General features: G+C 71.0%; 14 protein-coding genes. 4 read left to right on the forward strand and 10 right to left on the reverse strand.

Going from position 1 to position 13,225, the window contains the following annotated elements; translation table 11 throughout:
• Positions 1-8 precede the first annotated feature (8 nt).
• The 5 genes from nrdR to ACWEOW_RS09020 form a co-directional block, all read right to left on the reverse strand.
• Complete coding sequence (gene nrdR, locus ACWEOW_RS09000; RefSeq protein ID WP_452268845.1) at positions 9-506, reverse strand: transcriptional regulator NrdR; 498 nt, start codon at positions 504-506, stop codon at positions 9-11.
• 489 nt (positions 507-995) lie between these two features.
• Positions 996-1,409: a cyclic nucleotide-binding domain-containing protein gene (locus ACWEOW_RS09005; protein ID WP_452268846.1), complete on the reverse strand. Its 414-nt coding sequence runs from the start codon at positions 1,407-1,409 to the stop codon at positions 996-998.
• Between the two features lie 96 nt (positions 1,410-1,505).
• Entirely contained in the window at positions 1,506-3,299 is a 1,794-nt protein-coding gene (locus tag ACWEOW_RS09010; protein WP_452268847.1) for an alpha/beta hydrolase, read from the reverse strand.
• Positions 3,296-3,652 (reverse strand): hypothetical protein, encoded by a 357-nt coding sequence (locus tag ACWEOW_RS09015; RefSeq protein WP_452268848.1) that lies wholly within the window; start codon positions 3,650-3,652, stop codon positions 3,296-3,298. The genes ACWEOW_RS09010 and ACWEOW_RS09015 overlap by 4 nt, the downstream gene beginning before the upstream one ends.
• Positions 3,653-4,056: 404 nt before the next feature.
• A complete protein-coding gene (locus ACWEOW_RS09020) occupies positions 4,057-4,479 on the reverse strand; it encodes a LysM peptidoglycan-binding domain-containing protein (protein ID WP_452268849.1) in 423 nt (140 codons plus the stop codon).
• Between the two features lie 251 nt (positions 4,480-4,730).
• Here ACWEOW_RS09020 and lexA point away from each other — a divergent pair, with 251 nt between their 5' ends.
• Positions 4,731-5,438: a transcriptional repressor LexA gene (gene lexA / locus ACWEOW_RS09025; protein ID WP_452268850.1), complete on the forward strand. Its 708-nt coding sequence runs from the start codon at positions 4,731-4,733 to the stop codon at positions 5,436-5,438.
• Between the two features lie 11 nt (positions 5,439-5,449).
• Here lexA and ACWEOW_RS09030 read toward each other — a convergent pair whose 3' ends face one another.
• The 5 genes from ACWEOW_RS09030 to ACWEOW_RS09050 form a co-directional block, all read right to left on the reverse strand.
• Positions 5,450-6,487 carry a phosphotransferase gene (locus tag ACWEOW_RS09030; protein WP_452268851.1) on the reverse strand — a complete coding sequence of 346 codons (1,038 nt, stop codon included), beginning with the start codon at positions 6,485-6,487 and terminating at the stop codon, positions 5,450-5,452.
• Positions 6,477-7,379 (reverse strand): Sir2 family NAD-dependent protein deacetylase, encoded by a 903-nt coding sequence (locus ACWEOW_RS09035; protein ID WP_452268852.1) that lies wholly within the window; start codon positions 7,377-7,379, stop codon positions 6,477-6,479. Before ACWEOW_RS09035 ends, ACWEOW_RS09030 begins: the two co-directional genes overlap by 11 nt.
• A gap of 70 nt (positions 7,380-7,449) precedes the next feature.
• Positions 7,450-7,851, reverse strand: a complete 402-nt coding sequence (locus ACWEOW_RS09040) for a hypothetical protein (protein WP_452268853.1) — start codon at positions 7,849-7,851, stop codon at positions 7,450-7,452.
• Positions 7,848-9,680, reverse strand: coding sequence for a CDP-alcohol phosphatidyltransferase (locus ACWEOW_RS09045; protein WP_452268854.1), 1,833 nt, complete (start codon positions 9,678-9,680; stop codon positions 7,848-7,850). The genes ACWEOW_RS09040 and ACWEOW_RS09045 overlap by 4 nt, the downstream gene beginning before the upstream one ends.
• Positions 9,677-10,513, reverse strand: coding sequence for a CDP-alcohol phosphatidyltransferase family protein (locus tag ACWEOW_RS09050; RefSeq protein WP_452268855.1), 837 nt, complete (start codon positions 10,511-10,513; stop codon positions 9,677-9,679). The genes ACWEOW_RS09045 and ACWEOW_RS09050 overlap by 4 nt, the downstream gene beginning before the upstream one ends.
• 79 nt (positions 10,514-10,592) lie before the next feature.
• Between ACWEOW_RS09050 and ACWEOW_RS09055 the strand changes: the two genes are divergently transcribed.
• The 3 genes from ACWEOW_RS09055 to ACWEOW_RS09065 are packed head-to-tail and all read left to right on the forward strand — an operon-like array spanning position 10,593 to position 13,101.
• Positions 10,593-11,582 (forward strand): zinc-dependent alcohol dehydrogenase, encoded by a 990-nt coding sequence (locus ACWEOW_RS09055; protein WP_452268856.1) that lies wholly within the window; start codon positions 10,593-10,595, stop codon positions 11,580-11,582.
• 5 nt (positions 11,583-11,587) lie between these two features.
• On the forward strand, positions 11,588-11,986 hold the full coding sequence (locus ACWEOW_RS09060) for a 6-pyruvoyl trahydropterin synthase family protein (protein WP_452268857.1): 399 nt from the start codon (positions 11,588-11,590) through the stop codon (positions 11,984-11,986).
• On the forward strand, positions 11,983-13,101 hold the full coding sequence (locus ACWEOW_RS09065) for a glycosyltransferase family 4 protein (protein WP_452268858.1): 1,119 nt from the start codon (positions 11,983-11,985) through the stop codon (positions 13,099-13,101). The genes ACWEOW_RS09060 and ACWEOW_RS09065 overlap by 4 nt, the downstream gene beginning before the upstream one ends.
• The last annotated feature ends 124 nt before the right edge of the window (positions 13,102-13,225 follow it).

The following is a 13,225-nucleotide window of genomic DNA, read 5'->3' on the forward strand; positions in this document are numbered from 1 at the left end:
AGGGGTGGTTACCGCTTCGCGCCGATCTCGGGCCGAGCACCTGGCTCCTGCCCGAGCGCGTCACGTTCGGCTCGAAGGAGCGCGATGGCTCCCTCGAAGTCCTCGAGGCTCTCCCACGCCTGGTAGACGCTGGCGAACCTCAGGAAAGCGACCTCGTCGAGCTCGCGGAGCGGCTCGAGGACGGCCATGCCGACCTCGTGCGCCTCGATCTCGGCGTTTCCTTGCGACCGGATGGTCTCCTCGACCCGCTGGGCGAGCAGGGCCAGGTCGTCCTCGGTGACGGGGCGGCCCTGGCAGGCCTTGCGCACGCCCGAGAGCACCTTGGCCCGGCTGAACGGCTCCGAGGCACCGGACCGCTTGATCACGTTGAGGCTCGAGGTCTCGAGGGTCGTGAAGCGGCGGTTGCACTCGGGGCACTGCCGGCGGCGGCGGATGCAGGCGCCGTCGTCAGTGGTGCGCGAGTCGATGACCCGTGAGTCGGTGTGGCGGCAGAACGGACAGTGCACGTGCCGTCACCCCCTTCCCTACCGGTTGTCCCACAGTGCCGTTGTGCAACATCGCCCAAGCCGCCCGTATGCCGTCCGCCGGCCCTGTGGAGCGAGCCCGGTCTCGGCCGGGTTCGTGGACCGGCCAAGACCGGGGACCGGCCTCCTGGGGATGACGCTGGGGACGACGTGGGGATGACCTGTGTGTAACCCCCGTTGTTCTGGGGACTACATGTGGATGTCTTACATCCGTGTAACTACTAGATGTAGGGGTAACTGTAGGCACGTCGTCGTCCCCTCGCAAGCACCTGCGGCGGCCACGGCGTGCCACCCCGCTGACCTGCACAAACGCCACACCAGTCCCATTCGTCTCGGCGTGTCGCGAGACGCGAACCCAAGATGTGGGGGTCAGACTGCGGCCCGACTCCCCCATCTGCGTTCCGGGCCGGACCTCCGTGGGCATGGCGGACCGCCCGGGCTCGTCAGCCGGCCCGGGCGCTTCTCGACGGCTCAGAGCAGGTTCGCCTCGAGCGCGCGGACCCGGCCCGCGAGGCCCTTGAGCAGAAGCAGGGCCGTGTGCGGATGCTCCTCGATCAGGTCGGAGAAGGCGACGGCCGAGAGCCGGAAGGCGGTGGCACCCTCGGGACCGCTCGTGACCGTGGCCGACCGCGTCGCGCCGTCGATGAGCGACATCTCGCCGAAGTAGTCCCCCCGCGCGAGCTGCCCCACCTGATGGCCGTCGACGCTGACCTCGGCGCTGCCGCCGATGATGAGGTACATCCCCGTGCTGTTGTCTCCCTGGGTGACCATCTCGACCCCGGGACCAACCTCGACGGTCGAGCCGCGCGCGATCATCTCGTCGACCAGGTCGTCGGGCAGCTCACAGAAGAGCTCGACCGCGCAGAGCGATTCCTTGAGACTCATCCGTCTCTCCTCCTGTCCGCCACGTTGAGGCGCTGCCCCAGACGGTAGACCTCGCAGCCCGCGAACGGGAGGGCAATGGCCCCAAAGGGGGGTCTCTCAGCGTTCGGGGACCAGCACCGGCCACCGCATCGGGTCGAACGGCCCCGAGCCGGGCCCGATCGTGGTGCACGCCCGCTCGTCGCTGCTCTCCGGGGAGAGCAGGTCGGGCCGACCTGCAAGGACGGCCACGAGGTTGCGGGCGCTGTCGGTGCCGTCGCGCATGTAGTCCGAATGGCCCACCGCGGTCCGCCGCAGGTCGACGAAGTCGGACCGTGGCCGCAGCCAGTGGTTGCACCCCGAGCCGGGCTTCTTGAGGGCGAACGTCGAGAGTCGAGTCGCCCCGAGCACGTCGGCGGCCTTGGTGCCGTGGACGATCCAGCCGTAGTCGGCGACATCGTCGCCGATCGCGTGCAGGACGTTGAGAGCGCCCGGCTTGAGGCCCGTCTCTGCCACGCTGGAGAAGGGCAGCCCAGGGGCACCGAAGATCGCCACGTCGTCGATGGCGCTCGTGCGCAGCACGGCGAAGCCGGCGAGCACCGCATCGTACGAGTGCGCCCAGACGACCTGGTGGGCGGGTCGGTCCCGGGCCGCGTCGAGTCCGGTTACGAAGTCGGCCAGCGCGTCGGCATTGTCGCGAGCAAGCTTGGCGTTCAGGACGTTCCGGTCGATCGAGGTGACGATCTCGCTGACCTGGGGCGCGTTGTACCCCATCCAGGTCACGGCGGCGACGTCATCCCCGCGTGCGACCGTCAGCGCCTGCGCACGCAGCCGTTCGAGGTCGTCGTCGTACCGGCGAAGATCCCCTCGGGCCGTCGTGGAAAGGCCACCGACGTAGGTGACGACGTGGCGGGCCCGGTCCGGGTCACCCAACGCGACCACGACCTTGACGTTGGTGTCGGTCGCATCGACGAGGAGCAGCCGGCGCTGCACGCCGTCGCGCCGGCTGAGCACCTCTCTGATGGCCCGAAGATCCTCGAGCCGGTCGTGGGCGCGCGTCCGCTCGCTCCCGTCCCACAGGGGGGCGCCCTCTGCTCGGCGCGCCCCATCCTGCGCATCTCGCTCCGCCCGGGCGAGCAGGACCAGGTTGGCGGCGTGTCGATCCGATGCTGGGATCCCGTCTCGCGGACCCACCCACTGGGGATGGTCGGCGATGACGCGACCAGACTCCTCGTCCGTCAGCGACCGCCACCACGCCGAGGATGCGTAGACGCTCCTGGCGTCGCGCCCCGGCGGCGGGGGTGGCACCACCGAGAGCACGCCGGTGCCCGACATCACGGACGCCCCGTTGGGGCCGCCCTGCGTCCGTGGTGTCTGTCGCGTCCGCGGCGTGCTCGCCGGGCTCTCCAGCGCTGCTGCCAGCAGGCCCAGCGCCAGCTCCAGGTCGGTCAGCGCCGCGACGCGCACCGCCTCGGCGAGGGCGGCCATGACCTCCGCGCGCATCAGCTCGTCCTCACGCGCCACGTGGGCGTCGAGCACGGGATCGCCCGACGTGCCACGCACGGGCAGGAAGATCTGCCCGTCGTGGTCCACCCAGGCGCCCGCAGCCGCCGCTCGGCGGTCGGCCTGGTGGACCAGCTCGGCCGCCGCCGCGAGCCGCAGCGCGGCATGGCTCAGTGCCTGACCGCTTGCCCCGATGCTGGCTGCGAGCCCGGCCAGCCTGCCGACGACCAGGGCTGACCGGTTGGTGGCCGCGGTCGAGGCAAGGCCGGACCAACGGCGTTCTTGTCGGCCGCCGAGCAGGACCGTCTGGATGATCTGGCGCACCTGCTCGCGCTGCTCCTCCAGCCGGCGGCTCGTGGCCGAGAGCTGCTCGGGCCGGCTGGACCTGATGGCACCCACACTGATCGTCATGGGCCAGCAACCCGTCCCCGGTCGACCACAGCTCCTTGGTCGTCCACAGCTCCTGGGTCGGCCACAACGCGGTCGGCCACGGCGCGCCCCACAGCCCGCTCGACCGCGTCGTACGACTCGGCGGCCGCGACGAGCTCGCCTCCCAGGCTTCGCAGCATCCACCTCGTGTCGGACACCCGCGACTCCCACACCGAGGCGAGCCGTGCCACAGCACCGGCCACGCGGCCTCCGGGCAGACCCGTCGCGACCGAGCCCATCACTGGCACGATGCCCAGCCGTTCGAGTCGCGACAGCGCCAGGTCCACGGCGTCGGCGCTGTCGTGCAGCGCGTCCGTGTCCACCGCATACCGCATACCTGCACTCCCTTCGTCGGAGCGAACAGGCTATGGAGGCAAGGGGATCGGTCGCATCGCGTCATCCACAGGGATGCGCACGGCACAGGAGGCCGTCCACAGGGCGAGGCACCACAGCCGGCGAGGTATGCCGTCGGGCTGAGTTCCGGCCGAGTGAGCGCTCCGTCCCGCGCGTCACCGATCAACGGCCCGTGCACCAGCCCGGCCCGTCGTGTGACAGGCGGGGCGGCGCGCCCCTCGACACCGCCCAGGCGTGGCAGAACGCCGCACCCCGATCTTGGGGTGCGGCGTCCGGGCGAGAGCGGCGGGGTCGAAGCGCCGCTACCGCCAGCCGCTGAAGGTGGAGCCAACGCGGCTGCCATGGAGCCGGGCCCGTCACCAGACGAGGGCCCGGCGGCGCGGTGTCAGGGCGTCGGGATGACGAGCCGCTGACCGATGTGGATCTGCGAGGTCGACAGGCTGTTGGCGAGCTGGAGCTCGACGATGCCGCTGGTGACCGGCAGGTCCGGCAGCTCCCGCGAGGCGATGCCCCACAGGGTCTGGCCCGGCTGGACGGTGATGACACGCGGCTCGCTGACGGCGCCGGCGCGCTGGACGGCGGCTGCCACGCCGAGCACGGCAACGACGGCGGCGACGAGGAGCGCGACGACGAGCCGCCCGCGCCGGGTCAGACGAAGACGTGGGCGTGGCGTCGACGCCGGACCGAGCGCATCCGGACCGGTGGGCACGAGCACGAGATGGCCACGCCCGCGAGGGGCCGGGAGCGGGTCGCACGGGGCCCCCTGAGCCTGCTGCCGGTGCGCTGCCTCGACGACGATGGCGCTCATGATGACCTCCCCTTGCTGATGGCCGAACGAACAGGTGTTCGATAGAACGTCTGTACGAGTTGTAGCACGTCTGTTCGACGAAGTCGAGACACGCATCGAACAGGTGTTTGGCAACTGTGTTCGAACCTCGTACGCTGTTCTCACACCACCAACCACACCAGTCACCACTGACACTGGCCCTCACGAGCGCCCGAGCGGCGCTCACCGCAAGCCAGACATCGGGGTCTGACGAGCACGACGAAGGGGACATCATGGGCGTGACCGAGTTTCCCGACCGCGACAAGGGCGACGGCCTGACCGTGCGCCAGCGGCGTGTGCTCGAGGTCATCCGCAACTCTGTGGACCGGCGTGGATACCCGCCGAGCATGCGTGAGATCGGTGACGCCGTCGGCCTGGCCAGCCCGTCCAGCGTCTCGCACCAGCTCAACGCCCTCGTGACGAAGGGCTACCTCCGTCGCGACCCCAACCGTCCGCGCGCGATCGAGGTCGTCTCGCCCGACGCCCGCCCGTCGCGGCGCCGTGGCGACATCGACCTCGGCGTGCAGCAGCACGACCTGGAGACCGACAGCGGCGACTCGCGTCCCCAGGCGGCATACGTCCCGGTCCTGGGTCGGATCGCCGCCGGAGTGCCGATCACTGCGGAGGAGCTCGTCGACGACGTCTTCCCGCTGCCGAAGCAGATCGTCGGCGAGGGCGAGCTCTTCCTGCTCAAGGTCGTCGGGGACTCGATGATCGACGCCGCCATCTGCGACGGCGACTGGGTGGTGGTGTCACGACAGCAGACAGCCGACAACGGCGACATCGTCGCGGCCCTGCTCGACAACGAAGCCACGGTCAAGACGTTCAAGCGCAAGGACGGCCACGTCTGGCTGCTCCCCCACAACCAGGCTTTCGAGCCGATCGACGGCGACGACGCGACGATCCTCGGCAAGGTCACCGCCGTCCTGCGCCGCGTCTGAGCCGGCACCGCTCAGCGGAGCGGTGGTTCCTCCTGCAGCGACGCCAGCCACCAGCTGGGCGAGTCACCGAAGTCGGCCAGCTCGGACGGCGTCATCGTCGCCACGACCCGAAGCCACGCCTCCACCCGGCCCAGTCGTGCCAGCTGCAGGGCCGCCGGCAGGGCGGCCCGGAGCTCACCGACGGGCCGAAGGTCTCCCCACACCTCCGTTGCGGCGTCCGCCACCCGACGCAACCGTGGGTCGTCCACCCCGGCCTCCAGCCGGCTCGACATCACCCGCAGGGGGATGAGCAGTGACCAGAGCGGGTTCGCGAGCACGGCGTCTCCGAAGTCGAAGAAGCGCATCTGCCCGTCCGTAGCAAAGACGTTGTGCCCGTGAAGGTCGTTGTGCACCAACGTGTCCGGGAGGTCGAGCGCCTCGACCTGGGCCGCCCAGCCACGGATCACCGGATCGAGTGCGCACACCTTGGCGGCTTCGTCCGCAGGCATCCGTCGAGGGTCATCGGCCGGCAGGCCCGCGAGCGACGACGCCCGGGCGGTCACGTACTCGGCGACCTCCGCTGTGCGGATCCTCGTGAGCCCGGCAGCGGCGAGCTCAGCCTCGCGTCCCAAGAGCTCGCGCTGCAGGTGCATCGCCTCGACGGCGACCGTGCACCATGCGTCGATGTCGTCCGCCGGCACCGTTTCGGCATAGACCGGCCCTTGGTCGGGCACGAGGTGCAGACCGCGGTGGATGTCCGCCGCGGCCACCGGAACCACCCGATCCCCTGCCAGGCGGTCGAGCACGATGAGCAGGTGCGCCTCGAAGCTCTGGTGTGCGCAGTTCTGCTTGGCCCAGAACAGTCCGCCGTCGCCGGCCCGGGCGCGCCACACCGTCGACCAGGGTCGCTGGTGCACCGGCTCGAGAGCGACGAGCTCGTGCCCGAGAGATCCGAGCGCGCCGCCCACCCACGCGTGCAGCTCGGTCGCGAAGTCGGCGGACGTCCATCGCTCGGACGGGCCGGGGCCCGACTCCGGCAGGGCGGCATACCACCGCGGGTCAGTGCTCAAGAGCACTCCAGAGGCGGCGCAGCGTCGGTCCGAGCGGCGCGTGGACCCTCGTGGTGGCCTGGGCGTCCCCACGGGTGGCCGACCGCGTGACGATCGCCACGGGTATGCCGCGGTGATGGGCATGCCGGACGAAGCGGTAGCCGCTCATGACCGACAACGAAGAGCCGAGCACCAACACGGCACCCGCGTCGTCGACGAGTCGGAAACACCTGTCCACCAACGCCTTTGGCACGGACTCCCCGAAGAAGACGACGTCCGGCTTGACGGTGTCGTTGCCGCAGACCAGGCATCGGGGTGTGTGGAAGGAGTCGACCAGCTCGTCGGCCAGCACGATGTCGCCGTCGGGGCGCACCTGCTCGCCCCACTGGGACCCGACGCGAGCCGCGGCCTCGGCGAAGCGTGCCATGAAGCCGGGGTTGGCCTCGGTCATCCGCTCATGGAGACCCAGCCGGGTCGTGATCTCGCCGCAGATGAGACAGACCGCACGCTCGAGCGACCCGTGCAGCTCGACGACGTCCCGGGCACCCGCAGCCTGGTGCAGGCCGTCGACGTTCTGGGTGATGACGGGACCGACGTAGCCGGCCCGCTGGAGGTCGGCCACGACCCGATGCCCGTCGTTGGGCTCCGCCGCCTTGAAGCGCTGCCATCCGATGTAGCTGCGCGCCCAGTACCGACGACGGGCCTCGCTCGACCCTTTGAACTCCCCGAAAGTCATCGGCTGGACGCGTCGCGTGCCGTCGGGTCCGCGGTAGTCGGGGATCCCTGACTCGGTGGAGAGCCCCGCGCCGGACAGGACGAGGACCCCGCCCCCCGAGACGAGGTCGACGAGGTCGTCGAACGTCCCGAGGTCGACAGGCTCCGGGAGGACCCGGTTGACACTCAGCGACCGCACTCGGACAGCCTACGTGGCGCCTCGCGCGGACCTGGGGTCCTCGGACCGCGGCTGGCCCCGGCCGGGCGGGTCAGCCCGCGTGGCGCCCGCGCGTCTGCGCCCCCTGCGCCGGCGCCCTGGCGCCGCCGAGCTCGCCGACGAGCAGGACACCACCGACGACGATGCAGACGACCTCCGCCGCCGCGGCGGTGAACACGTCCCACCCCTGCCACGTCGTGTGCACACCGAGCAGCCCGACGGTCGCCGCGATGATGAATGCGCCCAGGGTCGCCACGCCGAACCCGAGGGTGAGGAACGCCGGAATCCAGTGCGTCCACCGCACGAGCAGGACCGCGATCACGACGCCCGCCACGACGTTGATGAGGAACATCGGCCCCACCGACTGGTTGCGCACACCGTTGAACCACAGGTACAGGTGCACCGCTGCGGACACGAGCAGTGCTGCTGCACCGAGATATCGGAGGCTTCTCATGATGTTCCCATCGTCCGGGTCGCACCGCGGCGACGTGTGACGTCACGGCGTTGGACCACCTGCCGAGGAAGACGAGCCGCGGGGCTCGACGGTTCAGTGACCGGGGTCGGTTGTGTGCTCGAGGCGGGCGTCGCCACGGTGGTGGGCGGGGTGCGGCCGAAGGTTGTCAGGAACCGGTCACGGAACCGGTCCATCGGCCAGACCGGAGCGTCCGGCCCGGGCCGCACGCCCGCCGCCCAGCCCCAGGAGGAGATCCGGTCGAGCACGGAGGGGTCGCGGGAGATGATCGAGACCGGCACGTCGTGGCTCGCTCCGTCACCCGAGACGATGCTCACGGGCTGATGGTCGCCGAGGACGACGGCAACGAGGTTGCGGTCACGCGTCCCCTCGAGGAACGACACGACGCTGTCGAGCGAGTAGGCGATGCTCTGCCCGTATGCCGTCCGCACGCCGGCGGGGGTCTGCCAGACCACCTCACGTGGTGTGGCCTTGCCGGCCTGCTGCCAGAAGATCGAGCCGTCGCCGATGGCGTTCCAGGCGACCATCCGGGGCAGCGGTGCCCAGGGGATGTGGCTCGACACGAGGTCGATCTCGGCCATGACGGGCGGCCGGTCCCGACGGGCCAGCTCGAGGCGGTCGAACGCCGAGAGGGTGAACTGGTCGGGCATCGGGGCGTAGCCCCAGCCCTCCCCGGCATATCCGAGGGTGCGCGAGTCGTAGACCTGGTCGTAGCCGTAGAAGGCCTTGCCCTCCGGCCAGTCGCTGCGGTTGGCAGGGATGACGTCGACGGTCCGCCAGCCGGCGCGGGCGAAGGCCCTGCTCAGGGTGAACCGCTGCGCGTCGAGGAGCTGGTCGTAGCGCTGCTGGCTGCTGACCCACAGACCGGACTGGAACGTGGAGTGCGCGAGCCAGCTGATGCCGCCGAACGTCGGCGAGGTCAGCCAGGCGCTCGCCGACGCGTATCCCGCGCCTCTCAGCGCGCTGTTCCCGGCGTCGAGCGCAGCAGCCACGTCCGGCGACCTGTCGACCGCCACCTTGCCGTAGCTCTCGACGAACACGAACACGACATCCTTGCCGTGCAGGGCCGTCAACAGGTCCGGGCCCGCGGCGTCGTGGAAGCGGTCGACCGGAATCGCCCGGGCAAAGACCTCGCGGTCATGCAGGTTGGCCCGCACCGTGCCGACCTCGTCGGCGACCAGTGCCGCCGCGCTCGAGGACGCCACCGGCGAGTTCGGAACCAGGTGGAGGCTCAGGACCGCAGCCGCGACCCAGACGGCCGTGAGGGCCGCCGCCACGCGAACAGCACCGGCGCGATGGCGGTCGACGACGGTCCCGAGGCGCACCATCGCCAGCGGCGTGAGGACGAGCAGTGCGAGGACAAGCAGGCCGATCCCCGCGGTCGCGAGCACCGCGACGCCGGGGCCGGCCGAGTCGCCGAGGAGGTCTTTCGCGGAGCCGGCGTACCGCCAGTCGGTCACGGGGTTGAAGCGACGGTAGAGCGCGGCCAGGAAAGCCAGGTCGAGGATCCGCACCAGGACGAGCAGCCCGAGGACGACACCCGCGACCACTTCGAGCCAGCGTCGTGGTGCGCGCGGCAGGACGACTGCGAGTCCGATCAGCACGATCGCCTCGACGGGAACACGAAGGAAGGCCAACGGAGTCAGCGGCCTGCCACCCTCAGGCGCGACGAGCGCGAACCAGACGAGCAGGCCCGCGAGGACCGTCGCGACCCAGCTCACGACGGTCCTGGCGCGCGCCGGCCCGGCTGCTGGGGCGGCCGGCTCGGCGGTGCCAGGCTCGGGGGTTTCCGCTGACGTCACGTCCGTCATGAGGCCTTCACCTGGGCGGCCGCCAGCGCGGCGCCGGGTGCGACGTGCGGTGCGACGTGCGGGGCGGCGCCCAGGGCGAAGTCCGGGGCGGCGCCCGGGACGATGTCCGGCGCCCCGACCTGGACATCGTCGACTGCGTAGTGCGACCGCGTGCGCCACAGGGTGGCGACCTGGGTGCCGAACGAGGCAGCGAGGAGGCCGAGTCCGGTCAGGAGCACCAGAGCTGTGACGTTCGGAGCCAGTACCCCGGCAGCAGCGACCGTGAGGACGACACCCTGGACGCCTGCCACGGCCTTGCGCCAGTGCTTCGGGGGGATCGGCCGGGACAGCCACGGAGCCAGCCACGCTGCGACGAGCAGGGCGTACCTGGCCGCGCCGGCCATCAGCACCCACCAGCCGAGCTGCTGGGACACGAAAACGCTCAGCACGAGGATGAGGAAGGCGTCCGACTCCATGTCGAAACGCGCGCCGAGTGGGCTCGCAGTCCCGGTGCGCCGGGCAACTCGGCCGTCCACCACATCGAGGACGAGTGCCAGCGCGGCGAGCCCGACCAGAGTCGCGACACGAGGCGGCCCTTCGAACGAGTCGGCGGTGAGGGCAGCCACGGCGCACGCCAGCACCGCGCGGGTCAGCGTGATGCGGTCTGCCGGGCCCAGCCGAGGCTGGGCCCGTCGCATGAGGCCGGCTGCCAGCAGGAGACACAGCGCGACGCTGGAGGCGAGCCCTACGGCCCAACCCGCCGTGCCGAGACCCACTGTTGCGTGGAGCGTGCCGAGGAGGCCTGCGGCGCCGATGAAGCCGATCACCGCCCCGCCGGGGACTACCGCACGCATCCTGCCTCCGCCACTTCGGGATTTGCACCAAGGACGACGAGCCCGGTGCCGGAGTTCACCCGGGCTCTACGCTAGGCCCGTGACGAGGGGTGCGCGTGCGTTCTGGCTCACTGAGCCGGGCCGGGGTGAGATCCGCCTGGCCGACCTGCCCGACCCGGCGCCGGGTGAGGTGCTCGTTCGCACTCTGTTCACGGGGATCAGCCGAGGCACCGAGTCGCTCGTCTTCCTCGGTCGGGTACCGCCGAGCCAGTATGCCGCGATGCGAGCTCCGCACCAGGAGGGCGAGTTTCCCGCTCCGGTGAAGTACGGGTACCTCAACGTGGGCATCGTCGAGCAGGGCCCGAGCCACCTCACGGGGCGCACGGTGTTCAGCCTCTACCCACACCAGACGGCATACGTCGTCGGGTCGGAGTCGGTCGTCGTCGTCCCTGACGACGTGCCCGCGGCACGCGCGGTCCTCGCGGGCACGGTCGAGACGGCGGTGAACGCGCTCTGGGACGCCGCACCCCTCGTGGGGGACCGCGTAGCCGTTGTCGGCGCCGGCATGGTGGGCTGCTCCGTCGCCAGGCTGCTTGCGCGCTATCCCGGGGTGCGCGTGACCCTCGTCGACATCGACGAATCCCGCGCGGAGGTCGCACGGCGGCTCGGGGTCGACTTCGCCCGGCCCGACGACGCAGCGGGTTGGGTGCCGGATCACGACCTCGTGGTGCACACAAGCGCGTCGTCGGCAGGGCTGCAGCTTTCCCTGGACCTGCTGGGTATGGAAGGCAAGGTGATCGACCTCAGCTGGTACGGGGACTCGCCCGTGCAGCTCCGCCTGGGTGGATCGTTCCACTCTTCCCGCCTCGCCGTCCGGGCCAGCCAGGTCGGGATGGTCGCCACGTCACGGCGGGTCCGGCGGACGCCCGCCGACCGGCTGGCACTGGCACTCGACCTGCTCCGCGACCCGGCCTTCGACACCCTCCTCACCGGCCGGTCACGGTTCGAGGACCTGCCGGAGGTGATGGCCGGCCTCGCGGACGGTTCCATGGCGGCGATCTGTCACACCATCAGCTACGAACAGGGGTAATACGGATGTTCAGCGTGACCGTACGTGATCACATGATGATCGCCCACAGCTTCCGCGGGGAGGTCTTCGGACCCGCACAACAGCTCCACGGCGCCACATACGTCGTCGACGCGACGTTCCGCGGCTCCGAGCTCGACCCCGACAACATCCTCGTCGACATCGGGCTTGCCACCCAGCAGGTGAACGAGGTCATGGCCGGCCTGTCGTACCGCAACCTCGACGAGCTGCCCGAGCTCTCCGGCACGAACACGACGACGGAGGCACTGGCCCGCTTCGTCGCCGACCGGCTCGCAGAGCGTGTCCACGGAGGCCGACTGGGCCGGGCCGCGGATCACGTCACCGAGATCGCCGTGACCCTCCACGAGTCGCACGTCGCGTGGGCGTCGTACGACCGCCCGCTGTGACCGACGTTCACGCCGTCCTCCCGGACACGGTCCACCGCGCCGACCGGCCCAGCGGCGGCAACGTCTACGACCGTCGGCTCTGTGACGCGCTGGCCACGCTCGGCTGGACCGTCCGAGAGCACCTGGTCGGGGGCACGTGGCCCCACCCGGACCAGGCGGCCCGCGCCGCGCTCGCCCGTGTGCTGGATGCGGTGCCCACGGGAGCAGTTGTCCTCGTCGATGGCCTCGTCGCGTCAGGTTGCTCGGATGTGCTTGTGCCGCAAGCACATCGGCTACGACTCGTGATCCTGGTTCATATGCCGTTCGGCCAGCAGGGCACGAGCGACGACGGAGAGCGTCAGGTGCTCACGACGGCCGCGGGGATCGTGACCACCAGCGAGTGGACCCGAGCGCGGCTGCAGGAGCTCTATGCGATCGACGCCGACCGTCTGCATGTCGCCGTGCCCGGAGTCGACCGCGCCGACGTGGCGCCGGGCACGGACAGCGGCGGTCGCCTGCTCTGCGTCGCGGCCGTCACGCCGGGAAAGGGGCACGACCTGCTCGTGGATGCACTCGGCCGGGTGGACGACCTGCCCTGGAGCTGCATGTGCGCCGGTTCGCTCGAGATCGAGCCGCTTTTCGTCGCGGGTCTTCGGCAGCAGGCAGCGAGACTCGGCCTCGACGACCGAGTGCGCCTCGTCGGGCCCCTCTCCCGCGTCGACCTCGACCGGGCCTATGCCGCCGCCGACCTGGTCGTGCTCGCCTCGCGCGCCGAGACATACGGGATGGTGGTCACCGAGGCGCTGGCGAGGGGGCTTCCTGTGCTGGCAACTGCCGTGGGTGGACTGCCCGAGGCCCTCGGCGCGCGGCGGGACCTCGCCCCGCTCGACGGTGGCCCGGGATCTCTCCACGTCAACCCGCACGCGGACCCGCACGCCGACTCGGACTCCACGCCGGGACTGCTCGTGCGACCGGAGGACTCCGAAGCACTCGCTCGCGGAGTCCGGTGGTGGTTGACGGACGCCGCTCTGCGAGAGCGGCTGCGCATGGCTGCCAGGGAGCGGCGAAGCATGCTGCCCGACTGGACCGTCACGGCTCATCGCGTGTCCAGCGTCCTGGCGCGCCTGGCAGGCTGAGATGCACACGTGTGCGGCTGCGCGCGTGGCGGCTGCCGCCGCCGCAGCTGAACCCGCGGCGGGTGCTGAACCCGTGGCGGGTCGTAGACGTCCTCCGGGTGGGACGTCCACAGCGGAAGGCCGG

Source organism: Monashia sp. NPDC004114 (genome assembly GCF_053603855.1).